15 protein-coding genes are annotated in these 13584 nt (G+C 62.6%); 10 read left to right on the top strand and 5 right to left on the bottom strand.

Annotation, left to right across the window (positions count from 1 at the left end; genetic code table 11):
- Positions 1–9 precede the first annotated feature (9 nt).
- The 5 genes from CPter91_RS07485 (at position 10) to tal (ending at position 5585) form a co-directional block, all read left to right on the top strand.
- Positions 10–996 (top strand): ABC transporter permease subunit, encoded by a 987-nt coding sequence (locus CPter91_RS07485; protein ID WP_061945961.1) that lies wholly within the window; start codon positions 10–12, stop codon positions 994–996.
- A gap of 77 nt (positions 997–1073) precedes the next feature.
- Positions 1074–2015 carry an ABC transporter substrate-binding protein gene (locus CPter91_RS07490; protein ID WP_061938948.1) on the top strand — a complete coding sequence of 314 codons (942 nt, stop codon included), beginning with the start codon at positions 1074–1076 and terminating at the stop codon, positions 2013–2015.
- A gap of 71 nt (positions 2016–2086) precedes the next feature.
- The gene (locus CPter91_RS07495) at positions 2087–3076 is read left to right on the top strand and encodes a LacI family DNA-binding transcriptional regulator (protein WP_231880120.1); all 990 of its coding nucleotides are present in this window, start codon (positions 2087–2089) and stop codon (positions 3074–3076) included.
- 37 nt (positions 3077–3113) lie between these two features.
- Positions 3114–4586 carry a xylulokinase gene (gene xylB / locus CPter91_RS07500; RefSeq protein ID WP_417924855.1) on the top strand — a complete coding sequence of 491 codons (1473 nt, stop codon included), beginning with the start codon at positions 3114–3116 and terminating at the stop codon, positions 4584–4586.
- Positions 4587–4619: 33 nt separating this feature from the next.
- The gene (gene tal, locus CPter91_RS07505) at positions 4620–5585 is read left to right on the top strand and encodes a transaldolase (RefSeq protein ID WP_061938952.1); all 966 of its coding nucleotides are present in this window, start codon (positions 4620–4622) and stop codon (positions 5583–5585) included.
- A gap of 25 nt (positions 5586–5610) precedes the next feature.
- Here tal and CPter91_RS07510 read toward each other — a convergent pair whose 3' ends face one another.
- On the bottom strand, positions 5611–6921 hold the full coding sequence (locus CPter91_RS07510) for a hypothetical protein (protein WP_061938955.1): 1311 nt from the start codon (positions 6919–6921) through the stop codon (positions 5611–5613).
- Positions 6918–7895, bottom strand: a complete 978-nt coding sequence (locus CPter91_RS07515; RefSeq protein ID WP_061938957.1) for an ABC transporter ATP-binding protein — start codon at positions 7893–7895, stop codon at positions 6918–6920. Before CPter91_RS07515 ends, CPter91_RS07510 begins: the two co-directional genes overlap by 4 nt.
- Before the next feature lie 463 nt (positions 7896–8358).
- Here CPter91_RS07515 and CPter91_RS07520 point away from each other — a divergent pair, with 463 nt between their 5' ends.
- The 5 genes from CPter91_RS07520 to fos all read left to right on the top strand — a co-directional run bounded on the left by CPter91_RS07520 (position 8359) and on the right by fos (position 11121).
- Positions 8359–8946, top strand: a complete 588-nt coding sequence (locus CPter91_RS07520) for a Spy/CpxP family protein refolding chaperone (protein WP_061938959.1) — start codon at positions 8359–8361, stop codon at positions 8944–8946.
- Positions 8947–9142: 196 nt separating this feature from the next.
- The gene (locus CPter91_RS07525) at positions 9143–9667 is read left to right on the top strand and encodes a hypothetical protein (protein ID WP_061945964.1); all 525 of its coding nucleotides are present in this window, start codon (positions 9143–9145) and stop codon (positions 9665–9667) included.
- Positions 9667–10182, top strand: coding sequence for a hypothetical protein (locus CPter91_RS07530; protein WP_061938961.1), 516 nt, complete (start codon positions 9667–9669; stop codon positions 10180–10182). Before CPter91_RS07525 ends, CPter91_RS07530 begins: the two co-directional genes overlap by 1 nt.
- Positions 10183–10279: 97 nt before the next feature.
- Positions 10280–10657 (top strand): nuclear transport factor 2 family protein, encoded by a 378-nt coding sequence (locus CPter91_RS07535; protein WP_061938963.1) that lies wholly within the window; start codon positions 10280–10282, stop codon positions 10655–10657.
- A gap of 53 nt (positions 10658–10710) precedes the next feature.
- On the top strand, positions 10711–11121 hold the full coding sequence (fos, locus tag CPter91_RS07540) for a fosfomycin resistance glutathione transferase (RefSeq protein WP_061938964.1): 411 nt from the start codon (positions 10711–10713) through the stop codon (positions 11119–11121).
- Positions 11122–11196: 75 nt separating this feature from the next.
- Here the strand turns inward: fos and CPter91_RS07545 are convergent, their stop codons facing one another.
- From CPter91_RS07545 to CPter91_RS07555, 3 genes are read right to left on the bottom strand one after another with little or no spacing between them, the layout of a single operon-like run.
- Entirely contained in the window at positions 11197–11934 is a 738-nt protein-coding gene (locus CPter91_RS07545) for an ABC transporter ATP-binding protein (protein ID WP_061938967.1), read from the bottom strand.
- Positions 11931–12692, bottom strand: coding sequence for an ABC transporter ATP-binding protein (locus tag CPter91_RS07550; RefSeq protein WP_061938969.1), 762 nt, complete (start codon positions 12690–12692; stop codon positions 11931–11933). The genes CPter91_RS07545 and CPter91_RS07550 overlap by 4 nt, the downstream gene beginning before the upstream one ends.
- Positions 12692–13573 (bottom strand): branched-chain amino acid ABC transporter permease, encoded by an 882-nt coding sequence (locus CPter91_RS07555; RefSeq protein ID WP_205631702.1) that lies wholly within the window; start codon positions 13571–13573, stop codon positions 12692–12694. Before CPter91_RS07555 ends, CPter91_RS07550 begins: the two co-directional genes overlap by 1 nt.
- Positions 13574–13584: the final 11 nt, after the last annotated feature.

The following is a 13584-nucleotide window of genomic DNA, read 5'->3' on the forward strand; positions in this document are numbered from 1 at the left end:
ACAACTATCATGGAAGCAAGTAGCAGGATCACCGCCGAGACCATCGGCAAGCGCGAGCAGCTGCGCGGTTTGTTGCGCACGGTCGGCATGCTGCCGGTGTTGCTGTTGCTGGTGCTCGGTTTCGCCCTGATGAGCGAAAACTTCTTTACGGTGCAAAACCTGTCGATCATTACCCAGCAGGCTTCGGTGAATATCGTGCTGGCGGCCGGCATGACTTTCGTCATCCTGACCGCCGGCATCGACCTTTCGGTAGGCGCGATCCTGGCGGCTGCCGCAGTGGTGGCGATGCTGGCTTCGCTGTCGCCGCAGTTCGGCATGCTGGGGATTGCCGCCGGCATCGGCTTCGGTCTGTTGCTGGGCCTGGCCAACGGCGCCCTGATCGCCTTCATGCGGCTGCCGCCCTTCATCGTCACGCTCGGCGCCCTGACCGCCATGCGCGGCCTGGCGCGCCTGCTGGCGGACGACAAGACGGTGTTCAACCCGGACTTGCCGTTTGCCTTCATCGGCAACGATTCGCTGCTGGGTGTGCCGTGGCTGGTGATCATCGCGCTGGTGGTGGTGGCGCTGTCCTGGTTCATCCTGCGCCGTACCGTGATCGGCGTGCAGATCTATGCAGTCGGCGGCAATCATGAAGCGGCGCGCCTGTCCGGCATCAAGGTGTGGAAGGTGCTGCTGTTCGTGTATGCGGTATCCGGCCTGCTGGCCGGCCTCGGCGCTGTCATGACGGCCTCACGCCTGTCTGCCGCCAACGGCTTGCAGCTGGGGCAGTCCTATGAACTGGATGCGATCGCTGCGGTGATCCTCGGCGGCACCAGCTTTACCGGCGGCGTCGGCTCTATCGGCGGCACGCTGATCGGCGCCCTGATCATTGCTGTGCTGACCAACGGTCTGGTGCTGCTGGGCGTGTCCGATATCTGGCAATACATCATCAAAGGCATCGTGATCATCGGCGCGGTGGCGCTGGACCGCTACCGGCAGTCGGGTGCGCGCACTTAAACATTGACAGACCACCGGGGGCGTCAGGCTGGTCGCTGTCCCCGGATTTCCCTATGACCGGCAACAGGAGATCAAGCATGATGAAAAAATTCGCTCTAGCCGCAATACTGCCGTTGACGCTGGCTTTGACCGTCTCTGGCGTAGTGCAGGCACGGGAACTGAAAGCGGTAGGCATCACCGTCGGTTCGCTCGGCAACCCGTATTTTGTGACGCTGGCCAATGGCGCCAAGGCCAAGGCGCAGCAGATCAACCCGAACGTCAAGGTCACCGCTGTGTCGGCCGACTACGACCTGAGCAAGCAGTTTACGCAAATCGACAACTTCATTTCAGCCGGGGTCGACCTGATCCTGCTCAACGCCACCGATCCAGTCGCCATTGAACCGGCCATCAAGAAGGCGCAGAAGGCTGGCATCGTGGTGGTGGCGGTGGACGTCGGCGCCAAGGGCGTCGATGCGACGGTGCAGACCGACAATGAACAGGCCGGCCGGCTGGCCTGCAAATACCTGGTCGACAAGCTGGGCGGCAAGGGTAATGTGATCATCCAGAACGGGCCGCAGGTGACCGCCGTGACCGACCGCGTCAAAGGCTGCAAGGCGGTATTTGCCGCTGCGCCTGGCATCAAGGTGTTGTCCGATGACCAGGATGGCAAGGGCTCGCGCGAAGGCGGCCTGAACGTCATGCAGGGTTATTTGACGCGCTTCCCGAAAATCGACGGCCTGTTCACCATCAACGATCCGCAAGCCATCGGCAGCGATCTCGCCGCCAAACAGCTCAAGCGCAGCGGCATCATCATCACCTCAGTCGACGGTGCACCGGATATCGAAGCCGCGCTGAAATCAGGCCCTTCGATCCAGGCTTCGGCCAGCCAGGACCCGTGGGCCCAGGCGCAGGACGCGGTGGCGATCGGCTATGACATCCTGAACGGCAAGCGTCCCGCCAAGCCGGTGGTTTTGCTGGCGCCAGTGCTGATTACTCGTGATAATGTGGCGAGCTACAAGGGCTGGTCCAGCGCGCGTTGAAGTGAAAAGGCGGCTGCCTGAACCAGGTGTCGGCAGCCGCGGATCTAAAAAAGGGAGAGCAATTGGCTACGATGGATGATGTCGCAAGAATCGCGAAGGTATCGACTTCGACGGTCTCGCATGTCTTGAACGGTACCCGCAAGGTGCGGCCGGCGACGGTGCGCGCGGTGGAAGCGGCGATCCAGGAACTGGGCTACATCCCCAACACGCTGGCGCGCTCGCTGGCGCGTTCCACTTCGAATACCATCGGTGTCGCCATTTCCGCGCTCTCCAATCACTATTTCAGCGAAACCGTGCACGCCATTGAAACCGAATGCGCGCGCCACGGCATCATGATGCTGTACGTCGATACCCGCGACGATCCGGAGCAGGAACTGCGCGCGGTCAAGGCGCTGCACCATCGGCGCGTCGACGGCATCCTGTTGGCGCCATCGGCCGATCCGCAGCACCTGGCGCTGGAGTATTTACGCGCCAACGATATTCCTGCGGTGCTGGTCGACCGCCTGGTGGCGCAAGGCTTCGACCAGGTCGGCGTGGAAAACAAGAAGTCCTCGCAGCAGCTGGTCCGCCACCTGATCGAACACGGCCATCGCCGCATCGCCCTGATCGCCGGCAGCGCCGGCCTCACCACCACCGATGAGCGGATCGACGGCTACCGCGCCGCGCTGGCTGCGGCCGGCCTGCCGTTTGACGAAGCACTGCTGGTGAATGGCGAGTCCAGCAGCGAACCGGCGCGTAGCGCCACCCGTCATTTGCTGACGCTGGAGGCGCCGCCGACCGCCATCATGGCGGCCAACAACCTGATGACCATCGGCGCCATGCACGCGCTGCGCGACGCCAGGATCGACGTGCCGGAACAGATTGCGCTGGTCGGCTTCGACGATTTCGACTGGGCCGATTTCTTCGTGCCGCGCCTGACCGTGATGGCGCAGCCGGTCAAGGAGCTCGGCATGCGCGCCGTCAAGCTGCTGCTGAAGCGGATCGAAGAACCGGACGGCAAGAAGCAGACCGTGCGCCTGGCGCCGACGCTGCGGGTCCGCAATTCCTGCGGATGTCTTTGAATAAAACCACTGGAACGCAATCATGATGAGTAGTCCCATCGCACTCGGGATTGATCTCGGCACGTCGGAGCTGAAGGCCGTGCTGTTGGATGAAGGCGGCACGGTGCTGGCGCACGCCGGCGTCAGGCTGGGTATCTCGCGGCCGCAAGCCGGCTGGTCCGAACAGGATCCGGAAAGCTGGTGGCAAGCCTGTCTCTCGGCCTTGCATGAGTTGCGGCAATCGCAGCCGGACGCCTACGCGCGGCTGCGCTGCATCGGCCTGTCCGGGCAGATGCACGGCGCGGTCTTGCTGGACCAGGCGGACCGCGTGTTGCGGCCGGCCATCCTGTGGGACGATTCGCGCGCTATCGTACAGTCGCAATGGCTGCAGCAGCTGCATCCCGAGTTTGCCGCGGTGACCGGCAGCCTGCCGATGGCCGGCTTGACGGCGCCCAAGCTGCTGTGGCTACGGCAGCACGAGCCGCAGGTCTTCAACGAAATTTCCTGCGTCCTCTCGCCCAAGGATTACCTACGCTTGCGCCTCACCGGCGAACGCGTCAGCGATGTTTCCGACGCTGCCGGCACGCTCTGGCTGGATGTCGCCAAACGCGACTGGTATGAGCCGATGGTGCAGGCCTGCGGCTTGCGGCTGCAGCAGTTGCCGCGGCTGGTAGAAGGCTCCGCCGCCTCGGCCGGCTTGAGCGCCGCTGCTGCGCAACAGCTCGGACTGCACGCTGAACTGCTGGTGGCCGGTGGTGGCGGCGATAATCCGGTTTCCGCGGTCGGCATCGGCGCCATCGCCGCTGGCGATGGCTTCATCACGCTGGGCACCAGCGCCGCCATCGTCGCCATCACCGATCACGCCGCCGGCAATCCTGCCAGCGCGGTCCACAGCTTCTGCCATGCGCTGCCGCAGCGCTGGTACACCATGGGGGCGATGCTGGCCGGCGCCAGCTGCCTGCGCTGGGTGACTCAGCTGCTGGGACAGGCGAACGAACAAGCGTTGCTGCAACTGGTGCAGCAACGCTTGCCGCAGACGCAGCCGATTGCTGCCGCCGTTCCCTTGTTCCTGCCGTATCTGGCGGGCGAGCGTACGCCGCATAACGATCCCTTGCTGCGCGGTGGTTTCATGAACCTGGATTACGACAGTTCGCCGGCCATGCTCGGCTATGCAGTGCTGGAAGGCGTCGGCTTCGGCTTGCTGGATGCGCTGCATGCGGTGCAGTCGGCGGGAGCGGCGGTCGGCGCCTGCGCGCTGGTCGGCGGTGGCGCGCGCAGCAACTATTGGGCGCAATTGCTATCCAACCTGCTCGACCGGGAAATTCATACCCTGATAGGTAGTGAGCTGAGCGCTTGCATAGGCGCGGCCAAACTCGGTTTCCTGGCCTATGGGCAGGGCGCTGCTTTGCTGGCGAGCGGCATGCCGGTGAAAGACCGTTTCTTTCCGGTCGCCGCCCAGCAGCCGATGTTGCAAGAACGCTACCGGAAATTCCGCGGATTGTTGGCAGCGGCACAAGCCCTGCACGATTGATTTTTAAATATTTTATAGAGAAAAGGAAGCGCCATGAATCAGCTGGAACAATTGAAGCAATACACCACGGTGGTCGCCGACACCGGCAATTTCAAGCAGCTGGCGCAATTCAAGCCGCGCGATGCCACCACCAATCCTTCGCTGATCTTGAAAGCCGTCCAGCAAGCTGACTATGCACCCTTGCTGGCCGAGACCGTCACCGCCCACGCCGACAGCAAGCTGGAGCAGATTGTCGATCAGGTGCTGGTGCGCTTCGGCCTGGAAATCCTGAAAGTGGTGCCGGGCCGGGTCTCCACCGAAGTCGACGCCCGTCTCAGCTTCGATACTGCCGCCACGGTGGCGCGCGCGCGCCGCATCATGGCGCTGTACGAAGCCGCCGGCATCGGCCGCGAGCGGGTGCTGATCAAGGTAGCTTCGACCTGGGAAGGGATCCAGGCGGCGCGCATCCTGGAACTGGACGGCATCCGCTGCAACCTGACCTTGCTGTTTTCCTTCTGCCAGGCGGTGGCCTGCGGCGACGCCAAGGTGCGCCTGATTTCACCGTTCGTCGGCCGCATCTACGACTGGTACAAGAAATCGGCAGGCGCAGCCTGGGACGAGGCGGCCAACACGCTGGCCAACGATCCTGGCGTCAAGTCGGTGGCGCAGATCTACAGCTACTACAAGCGTTTTGGCATAGAGACTGAAGTGATGGGAGCGAGCTTCCGCAACGTCGGCCAGATTGCGGCGCTGGCCGGATGCGATCTGCTGACTATCAGCCCGGAACTGCTGGCGCAGCTGCAAGCCAGCGATGCCGATTTGCCGCGTGCGCTGGGCAAGGATGGCGCCGCCGGCGCCGATCTGAAGCAGGTCAGCTACAACGAGGCGGAATTTCGCTACGCCCTGAACGACGATGCAATGGCGACGGAAAAACTGGCGGAAGGGATACGCGGTTTCGCAGCCGATGCGATCAAGCTCGACAAGATCATCGAAGGCTTGATCGCTGCCGCCCACAAGTAAGCTGGGGCGCCCGGCGGCGGGCATATCAGCTCGCCGTATCGTCTTTCAGCGCGCGCTGGCGCCAGCGCCAGTTGAGCAGGCCCAGGGCCAGCACGGCATGCAGCAGCGCTATGCCGAGCATGGTCCAGGCGCTGCCGAAATGCAGCGGCATGAAAAATATCGCCAGTCCGTTTAATCCCAGCACGCGCGCCATGAATGGCAGCAAGCCGTTGATCACCGCCAGGTAGAGGATGGTGGTGGCGCCGGCGCGTTTGCCTTTGCGGGAAAAGGCAAAGAACAGATAGACGCAGCAATCGCGCAATAGCATCAGCGCCAGCGTCACGGCCAGCGAGGGGCTGTAGGCGAAGCGCGGCGGCAGCTCGATAGGCGGTATCTGGCCGTTGTTGACCAGGAGCAGCAAGGCAAAGCAGAAACTCAATGCCAGCGTGCTGGGCCAGATCGGCAGGTTGCGCAAGAAGCCTTGCCAATTGCCGGCCTCGATGCGGGCGACGATGCGTTGCCAGAGCGCGATATCGTTTTCTTCTGTGAACAAGGCGGCATAGGTCATCGCCATGGCCAGCAGCAAACCTATCCACAGCAGGCCAGTGCCGTCGGCGAAACCGGCGAGGTAGGCGGCCAGCAGGCAGCAGCCGAGCGGCCAGGCCCAGGGGATAGTGCTGATTTGCAGTGCGCTGTTCATGCTGCGCCACGCTGCGAAGACGGCGAGGGTGGCCAGGAACACCATGCTGCCCAGCAGGAAAGAGGCATAGGCAAAGCCCGTGCCCCACCACTGGATGACGGTGTCGGTGTGGGAACGGAACGGCGGCGCGAACATGACCGCGATCACCACCACCGCCCAGGCGATGCCGCCGCGCTGCACGGCGCGTATGTCGCTGCGCATCAGATGCAGGTTAAGGGCGATGGTGGCGGCGTGCATCAGGATGCCGAGGGCTAACAGCGTCAGTCCGGCGCTCAAGGTCATGCTGCGTCCGCCGGCAATGGCAGTGACTGCGAACACCGCCAGGCAGATCAGTCCGCCATACCAGTTGAAGGCAGTGGCGCCGAACAATTTACCCCAGGTCATGGTCCACGGATCGAGCGCGCTCATGCGCTGCTGGTCCCAGGTCTTGTCGCGGATTTCATCGATCACGGAACTGCTGGCGTTGCGCGTGCCCCACAGGCAGACAATGCCGCCGAATAAAATCAGCGCTACGCTATCGAGCGCCAGGCCGTCGGGAAGATTGGCGGCGGCATAGCTGAGCGTGAAAAACACCAGTCCGAGGATGGCCGGCATGGCGACCAGCCGGTGCAGGGAAAACTGCAACCACAGGTTGCGCTTGAATTCAGGATTGATCACGATGCGCTCCCGCTTTTGCCTGGGTTGCTGGTTTGTCCGTTTTCGTAGCTTGCTACCGAACGCAGATAGGATTGCTGCAGGTTTTCTTTTTGATCGGCGAAACCGCAGACCGGCAGGCCGGCGCCGACCAGGCGCGCCAGCAGGGCGGCCTGGGCGTGCTCGTCGCCGCTGAAGTTGAATTCGGCGCTGCGCTCATCGCTGGCGGTGACTTGCAGCGCCGGTTCCGCGGCCAGCTGTGCCTGCAGCCTGGCGTCTGGCTGGGCCAGCATCAGCCGCAGCGAGCGCGGCGGGGATTGTCCCAGCGCTTGCTGGCTGCCGTTGTGGACCAGGGCGCGGTACTCCAGCACCCGCCCTTCGCGCAGCGCCAGCATATGGCTAGAGTATTCATCCAGCTCGGCCAGGATGTGCGACGACACCAGCAGCGTCATGCCATTGGCCTGCAACTGACGGAACAGCCCCGCCAGGCTGGCGCGGGCTTCTGGGTCGAGGCCGGAGGCGGGCTCGTCCAGCAGCAGGATTTTCGGTCCGTGGATGATGGCTTGGCCGATGGCGACCCGCTGACGCAGGCCGCGCGACAGTTTGTCGCAAGTCTGTTGCAGGCGGTCGCTCAGTCCCAGCTGGCGGGCGGTGGTCTGGATCGCCTGGGCAATCTCCGCTTCCGGCAAGCCTTGCGCTGCCGCGGCATATTCAAAGCATTGGGCCACGGTCAGCGTCTGGTACAAGCCGTAGAAATCGGACAGGTAGCCCATGATCCGATGTACTTCGCGCGGCTGTTCCAGCACGTCCATGCCGGCCACGCTGATGGATCCGGCGAGCGGAGTTTCGAGGCCGGCGATGCAGCGCATCAGCGTGGTTTTGCCGGCGCCGTTGGAGCCGACCAGCGCAGTCACGCTGCCGGCTTCGACTTCCAGGCTGACCTGGTGCAGGGCGCGATGGCCGGGGTAGTCGAAGGTAAGGCCAGAGATTTTTATCATGGGAGCCGATCTTATAGAGACAGTATGGACATGATAGCAATGTAGGGCCTGTCCCCATTTGATTTGGGAGTGCGAACGCGCGGCCGGCGTTACAGGCCTAGGCGCAGCGACGCGCCGTAGCGGTGCTACGGCAAGGAGCTGCAACGACGGCATGTGACGCCGGCAGCCGTTCCCGGAGGGTTCAAGCCAAAACGTGCGCTGGCCGCGTTGCATGGCTTGCTGGGGCTTCAGCCCCAGCTACGCCACGCGCCTTGCCAGCACACGTTTTGGCTTGAACGCATCTCCCAAATCAAATGGGGACAGGCCCTAAGTTGCCAATAATAAAGCAATCCGCCGCCAAAGCGGTAAATTGCGGCCGGCAACGGCCTGTATCAATAGGCGTCCAGCTGTTACCAAATGATTCACCTGCCGCGGCACAGCGCCAACTCCGGTTAAATACGCGTTTTGATCCGAGGAGATTGCAATGCAAGGAAAGCCGCTGTCATCCACCGTGAAGCTTGCTTCGTTGGCCGTCATGGCCGCCCTGAGTCTGGGCCTGGCGAGGCCAGCGCTGGCCTCGCCGGTGATGGACTTCCGCACTGAAGACCTGCTGTCGGTCGCCGACGGCCTGAAGGACGATCTGCACCTGAATCCGAACCAGCAAACCTTGTGGCGTCAGCTGGAAGGCAAGTCGCGCAGCATCATCAGCGAACGCCAAAAGCGGCAGCAGCTGATCCAGGCCAGCATGGCGAACGGCTTGAATAATCCGACGCTGGACCTGCGCCAGCTGTCGGCCGCGATCGACGCCGAGTCGGCTTTGGCGCTGCAGGACGGACGCCAGCTGCGCGAGCTGTGGCTGACCATGAACGATGCGCTCGACGACCAGCAGCGGCAGACCGCAAGAGCTTTCCTGGCGGACCGGCTGCAACGGGTCGACGTCGCGTCTTGCGACCGCAGCTCGGTGGTGCCCAAGGATAAGTCGTCCGACAAGGGACATGGCAAGGGCATGGGTGGCATGGGCGGTGGCGGCGGTATGGGAGGCGGAAGTTCGTCGATGGGCAACGGTTTGTAATGTCACATGAAATCGTTGAATGTAATTCTTTGTGAAGATATTTTTGCGGTCGGCGGCATTTAACAAAAATTTGCAAATTGCCATGCCTTGATTCCCTTGTATCCGGTTTTTCTCCACTAGAATGTTTGCAGCCGCTATGGCGGATGTCTATCAATGCATCGTCGATCTGATCGATGGCTTACTAGTGGATGGTGGAATGCGGTTAAAACGGATTAGTGGTTTGCTGGCGTTGTGCGCGGTAATGGGGTTGACTGCTTGCAGTTCGGTATTGACAGAAGGCAGTTCCGCCGCCGCCGGCGTCGCCGGCACCGCGCTGGCGGGCAAAGTGACCAACAACGCCGCGGTGGCGACCGGCATCGGTCTCGGCGTGCAAGCCGCGGCGCGCGCCGGCTTGCAGTATGAGCAGCGCAAGATACACGGCGAAGAGCAGGACAGTATCGCCAAGGCCGCCGGCGAACTGGCGGTCGGCGCGGTCGGCAAATGGCAGATCAAGCATTCCTTGCCGATCGAAGACAATCTGCGCGGCCGCGTCACGGTCAGCCGCGTCATCAGCACGGAAGGCATGAGCTGCAAGGAAATCGTGTTTTCCGTCGACGGCCTGGTGGACCAGATCAACAAGCCGGACAGCGAATTTTATGTCGCAACCATCTGTCGTGCCGGCCAAGGCTGGAAATGGGCCTCGGCCGAACCGGCTACCGAGCGCTGGGGAGCTTTGCAGTGATGCCGCTGTCACGCTCGCAGCGTGCTGCGATCATCGGCGCGGCAGTGCTGCTGGCTACACTGACGATCAGCGGCTGCAGCAGCATCGGCGGTTTTACCGGCGCTGCCGCCGGCGTCGCCAGCGGCGCCGTCACCTCCAATCCGGCCGTCGGCTACGCCATCGGCATCGGCGTCCAGGCGGCTACCGACGCTACCACCAAATACATTTTCCGCAACTGGCAAAAGGGCGAGCAGGACGAGATCGCTGCCGTGGTCGGCAATCTCGATGTCGGCCACGCCAGCCGCTGGGCGATCGTGCACCAGATCCCTTACGCCAACGAGCATGGAGAAGTGCGGGTGGTGCGCGTGATCGACACGCCGCTGGCCTTGTGCAAGGAAGTCATCATGTCGGTCGACAGTGGCGAGGGCGACCAGCTCAAGCGCGGCTGGTACACCGGCAGCGCCTGCCGCAGCAACGATATCTGGCGCTGGGCAGTGGCTGAGCCGGCGGTGGAGCGCTGGGGCAGCTTGCAATAAGCTGGCGCGGCAGCGATGCCTGGAAAGAATGACCGTCACCTGCATGACAGCTATTCAGATGAAATGTATAGTGTGCTGATTCTTTTCAGGATCAAAAATGACCGCACCTTCAAAAAGCCCGCTGCAGGTTGTGCAGGCCCAGCTTGACGCCTACAACGCTAAAGACATCGAAGCTTTGCTGCTGGCCTATGCGCCGGACGCCGAACAGTACACGCTGCATGGCGCCCTGCTGGCGCGCGGACAGGAACAGATGCGTGAGCGCTTCCTTGTCAGGTTTGGGGAACCGGACCTGCATGCGCGCCTGCTCAATCGCACCGTCATGGCGAACGTTGTAGTTGACTACGAACTGATCACCCGCAATTTTCCTGAAGGCGTCGGCACGGTCGAGATGATCTGTGTGTACGAAGTGGCGGAGGAGCGGATTCGCAAAGCTTCTTTTGCGGTTGGCGCAACCAGGATGAACACTCGTCCGTGAGCCCGGGATAACGCCTTAGCCGGCTGGGCGTTTGCCATCAATACGGAGCAGGAATGCTGAACGGATTAAACCATCTGACGCTGGCGGTAAGCGATCTTTCCCGCAGCGTGCATTTTTACCAGTCCACACTGGGCTTGCGCCTGTATGCCCGCTGGGATCATGGCGCTTATCTGTCGACAGGCGGGCTCTGGCTATGCCTGTCGCACGATCCGCGGCGGACTGACGCCGCTGGCGCTGACTATACTCACTACGCGTTCACGATTGCCGGCAGCGACTTTGCAGATTTTGTGCAGGCGATGCGCAAGGCAGGCGTCGTTGAATGGAAAGATAATCGTAGCGAAGGCGCATCCTTTTACTTTCTCGATCCCGATGGCCACCAGCTGGAAGCCCATGTCGGCGACCTCGCCAGCCGCCTGCAGGCCTGCCGCGACCGGCCCTATGCAGGGATGCAGTTTTTCGATTGATCTGAGAACTGGGGCGAGGAATTGACAGCTACCGGAGAGGCAGCTTACGGCCACCTCGCTCAACTTGCTAAGCCATCAGCCACCTAAATAAGCTTCCAGCACCTTCGGATTATTCAGCAGGTTGCTGCCGCTGTCCGCCAGCACGATCTTGCCGTTCTCCAGCACATAGCCGTGCTGGGCAATCCGCAGCGCCTGGCGGACGTTCTGTTCCACCAGCAGTATGGTCAGCCCGGTGCGGTTGATTTCTTCGACGATGCGGAAGATTTCCTGCACCAGCAAGGGCGCCAGCCCCATCGAGGGTTCGTCCAGCAGCAGCACGCGCGGCTTGGCCATCAGCGCGCGGCCGATCGCCAGCATCTGCTGCTCGCCGCCCGACAGGTTGCCGGCCAGGCCGTCCTTGCGCCGCTGCAGCACCGGGAACAGGGAGTACACCCAGTCCAGATCCTTGGCGATATTTTCCTTGTCCTGGCGGGTATAGGCGCCCAGCGCCAGGTTCTCGGCCACGCTCAGTGTGGTGAGCGTGGCGCGGCCTTCGGCCACCTGCACCACGCCGCTCTGGACGATCTTGTGCGGCGCCAGCCTGGTCAGGTCTTGTTGCCCGAGCAGTACCTGACCGCGCTGCGGCTTCAGTAGACCGGAGATGGCCAGCAGGGTGGTGCTCTTGCCGGCGCCGTTGGCGCCCACCAGAGCGGTGATCTCGCCTTGCTTGAGGTTCAGCTCTATGCCCTTGACGGCTTCGATATGGCCGTAGGAGACCGCCAGGTCCCGTACTTGCAGGATAGGCTCTGGGTGCTTGTTTGCGGTGGCCGTCATTCGCTGTCTTCCTTGCCCAGGTAGGCTTCGATCACTTCCTGGTTGTTCTTGATTTCGTCGGGGCTGCCTTCGGCGATGATGCGGCCGAAATTGAGTACGGCGATGCGGTCGCACAAGCCCATCACGAAGCGCATGTCATGCTCGATCATGAAGATGCTGAAGCCGCGCTGCTTGATGTTCAGGATTTCTTCCATCAGTTCGGTTTTTTCGGCGGGATTCATGCCGGCCACCGGCTCGTCCAGCAACAGCAGCTTGGGCTTGGTTGCCAGTGCGCGGGCGAACTCCAGCTTGCGCTGTTCGCCATAGGACAGGCTGTCGGCCAGCATCTGCGCCTTGTGATCCAGGCGCAGCCAGGACAGCAGTTCCAAGGCCCGCTCGCGCGCCTGTGCTTCGATCTTGCGATAACCGCCCAGGTTCAGCAGCACGCTGCCGAAGCTGTAATCCATGTGGTCGTGCATGCCGACCACGACGTTTTCCAGCAGCGTCATTTCCTTGAACACGCGGATGTTCTGGAAAGTGCGGGCGATGCCGCGCTCGGTGATCTTGTGCGCGGCCACCTTGCCGATATCCTGGCCGTCGAATTCGATGGCGCCGCCGGAGGCGCGCAGCAAGCCGGTGATCAGGTTGAAGACGGTGGTCTTGCCGGCGCCGTTAGGACCGATCAGGCCGAAGATGCCGCCTTGCGGCACGTTGAAGTTGACGTCCTGCAGTACTTGCAGGCCGCCGAAGTTCTTGCTGATGTTCTTGAGTTGCAGCATTAGTTGGATCCTCCAGCTTGCGGCTTGCGCTGAGAGAAAGTTTTAACCCAGTGACGGATCCGGCGCGGATCCCAGATGCCTTTCGGCAGGTACAGGATCACCAGCACCAGGATCAGGCCGTTGACTACCGCGCGGTAGCTGTTGAAGTCGCGCAGCGCTTCCGGCAACAGGGTCAGGATCATGCCGCCCAGCGTCGGGCCGACCAGGCTGCCGGTGCCGCCGAACACCGCCATCGTCAGGATTTCGACCGCGTTTTCGAAAGCATAGTTGCCGGGACCGATGGTGAAGGTGTAGTGGGCGTTGAGGCCGCCGGCGACGCCGGCAATGGCGGCGCCGATGACGAACGCCAGCAGCTTGTAGCCGGCGACGTTGACGCCCATCAGGCGCGCCGCCACTTCATCTTCCTTGATGGCTTCGAAGGCGCGGCCGATCTTGGAGCGCCGCATGCGCGCCAGGATGTAGAGCGTCAGCGCCAGCAGCAGCACGATATGCCACCACTCGGTCTTCAAGGGGATGCCGTTGAGACCGAGCGGGCCGCCGGTGATATCCATGTTGAGCACCACCACCCGCACCACTTCGCCGAAGCCGAGGGTGGCCATCGCCAGGTAGACGCCGGACAGGCGCAGGGTGGGGATGCCGATGATCAGCGCCACCAGCGCCGGCAGCGCGCCGCCGACCGCCAGCGCCACCGGGAACGGCAGGCCGGTCTGCATGCTGATCAGCGAGGCAGCGTAGGCGCCGATGCCCATGAAGGCGGCGTTCGCCAGCGATAGCAGGCCGCACGAGAGGGTGACATAGATCGACAGCGCCAGCATGGCGTTGACGCCGAGGCTGAAGATCACGGTGTTATAGGTCGACCAGAAGCCGTCCCACCAGTCCATGAAACCGCTGC

It is taken from the genome of Collimonas pratensis, from assembly GCF_001584185.1.
GTDB classification, from domain to species: Bacteria; Pseudomonadota; Gammaproteobacteria; order Burkholderiales; family Burkholderiaceae_D; genus Collimonas; species Collimonas pratensis.

Excerpts from the sequence above, each read along its gene's own strand:
- CPter91_RS07530 (WP_061938961.1), top strand. The coding sequence starts at position 9,667 with ATGCCGCTGTCACGCTCGCAGCGTGCTGCGATCATCGGCGCGGCAGTG.
- CPter91_RS07535 (WP_061938963.1), top strand. The coding sequence starts at position 10,280 with ATGACCGCACCTTCAAAAAGCCCGCTGCAGGTTGTGCAGGCCCAGCTT.
- tal (WP_061938952.1), top strand. The coding sequence starts at position 4,620 with ATGAATCAGCTGGAACAATTGAAGCAATACACCACGGTGGTCGCCGAC.
- CPter91_RS07550 (WP_061938969.1), bottom strand. The coding sequence starts at position 12,692 with ATGCTGCAACTCAAGAACATCAGCAAGAACTTCGGCGGCCTGCAAGTA.
- fos (WP_061938964.1), top strand. The coding sequence starts at position 10,711 with ATGCTGAACGGATTAAACCATCTGACGCTGGCGGTAAGCGATCTTTCC.
- CPter91_RS07545 (WP_061938967.1), bottom strand. The coding sequence starts at position 11,934 with ATGACGGCCACCGCAAACAAGCACCCAGAGCCTATCCTGCAAGTACGG.
- CPter91_RS07555 (WP_205631702.1), bottom strand. The coding sequence starts at position 13,573 with ATGGACTGGTGGGACGGCTTCTGGTCGACCTATAACACCGTGATCTTC.
- CPter91_RS07520 (WP_061938959.1), top strand. The coding sequence starts at position 8,359 with ATGCAAGGAAAGCCGCTGTCATCCACCGTGAAGCTTGCTTCGTTGGCC.
- CPter91_RS07525 (WP_061945964.1), top strand. The coding sequence starts at position 9,143 with ATGCGGTTAAAACGGATTAGTGGTTTGCTGGCGTTGTGCGCGGTAATG.
- CPter91_RS07490 (WP_061938948.1), top strand. The coding sequence starts at position 1,074 with ATGATGAAAAAATTCGCTCTAGCCGCAATACTGCCGTTGACGCTGGCT.
- CPter91_RS07485 (WP_061945961.1), top strand. The coding sequence starts at position 10 with ATGGAAGCAAGTAGCAGGATCACCGCCGAGACCATCGGCAAGCGCGAG.
- CPter91_RS07515 (WP_061938957.1), bottom strand. The coding sequence starts at position 7,895 with ATGATAAAAATCTCTGGCCTTACCTTCGACTACCCCGGCCATCGCGCC.
- CPter91_RS07495 (WP_231880120.1), top strand. The coding sequence starts at position 2,087 with ATGGATGATGTCGCAAGAATCGCGAAGGTATCGACTTCGACGGTCTCG.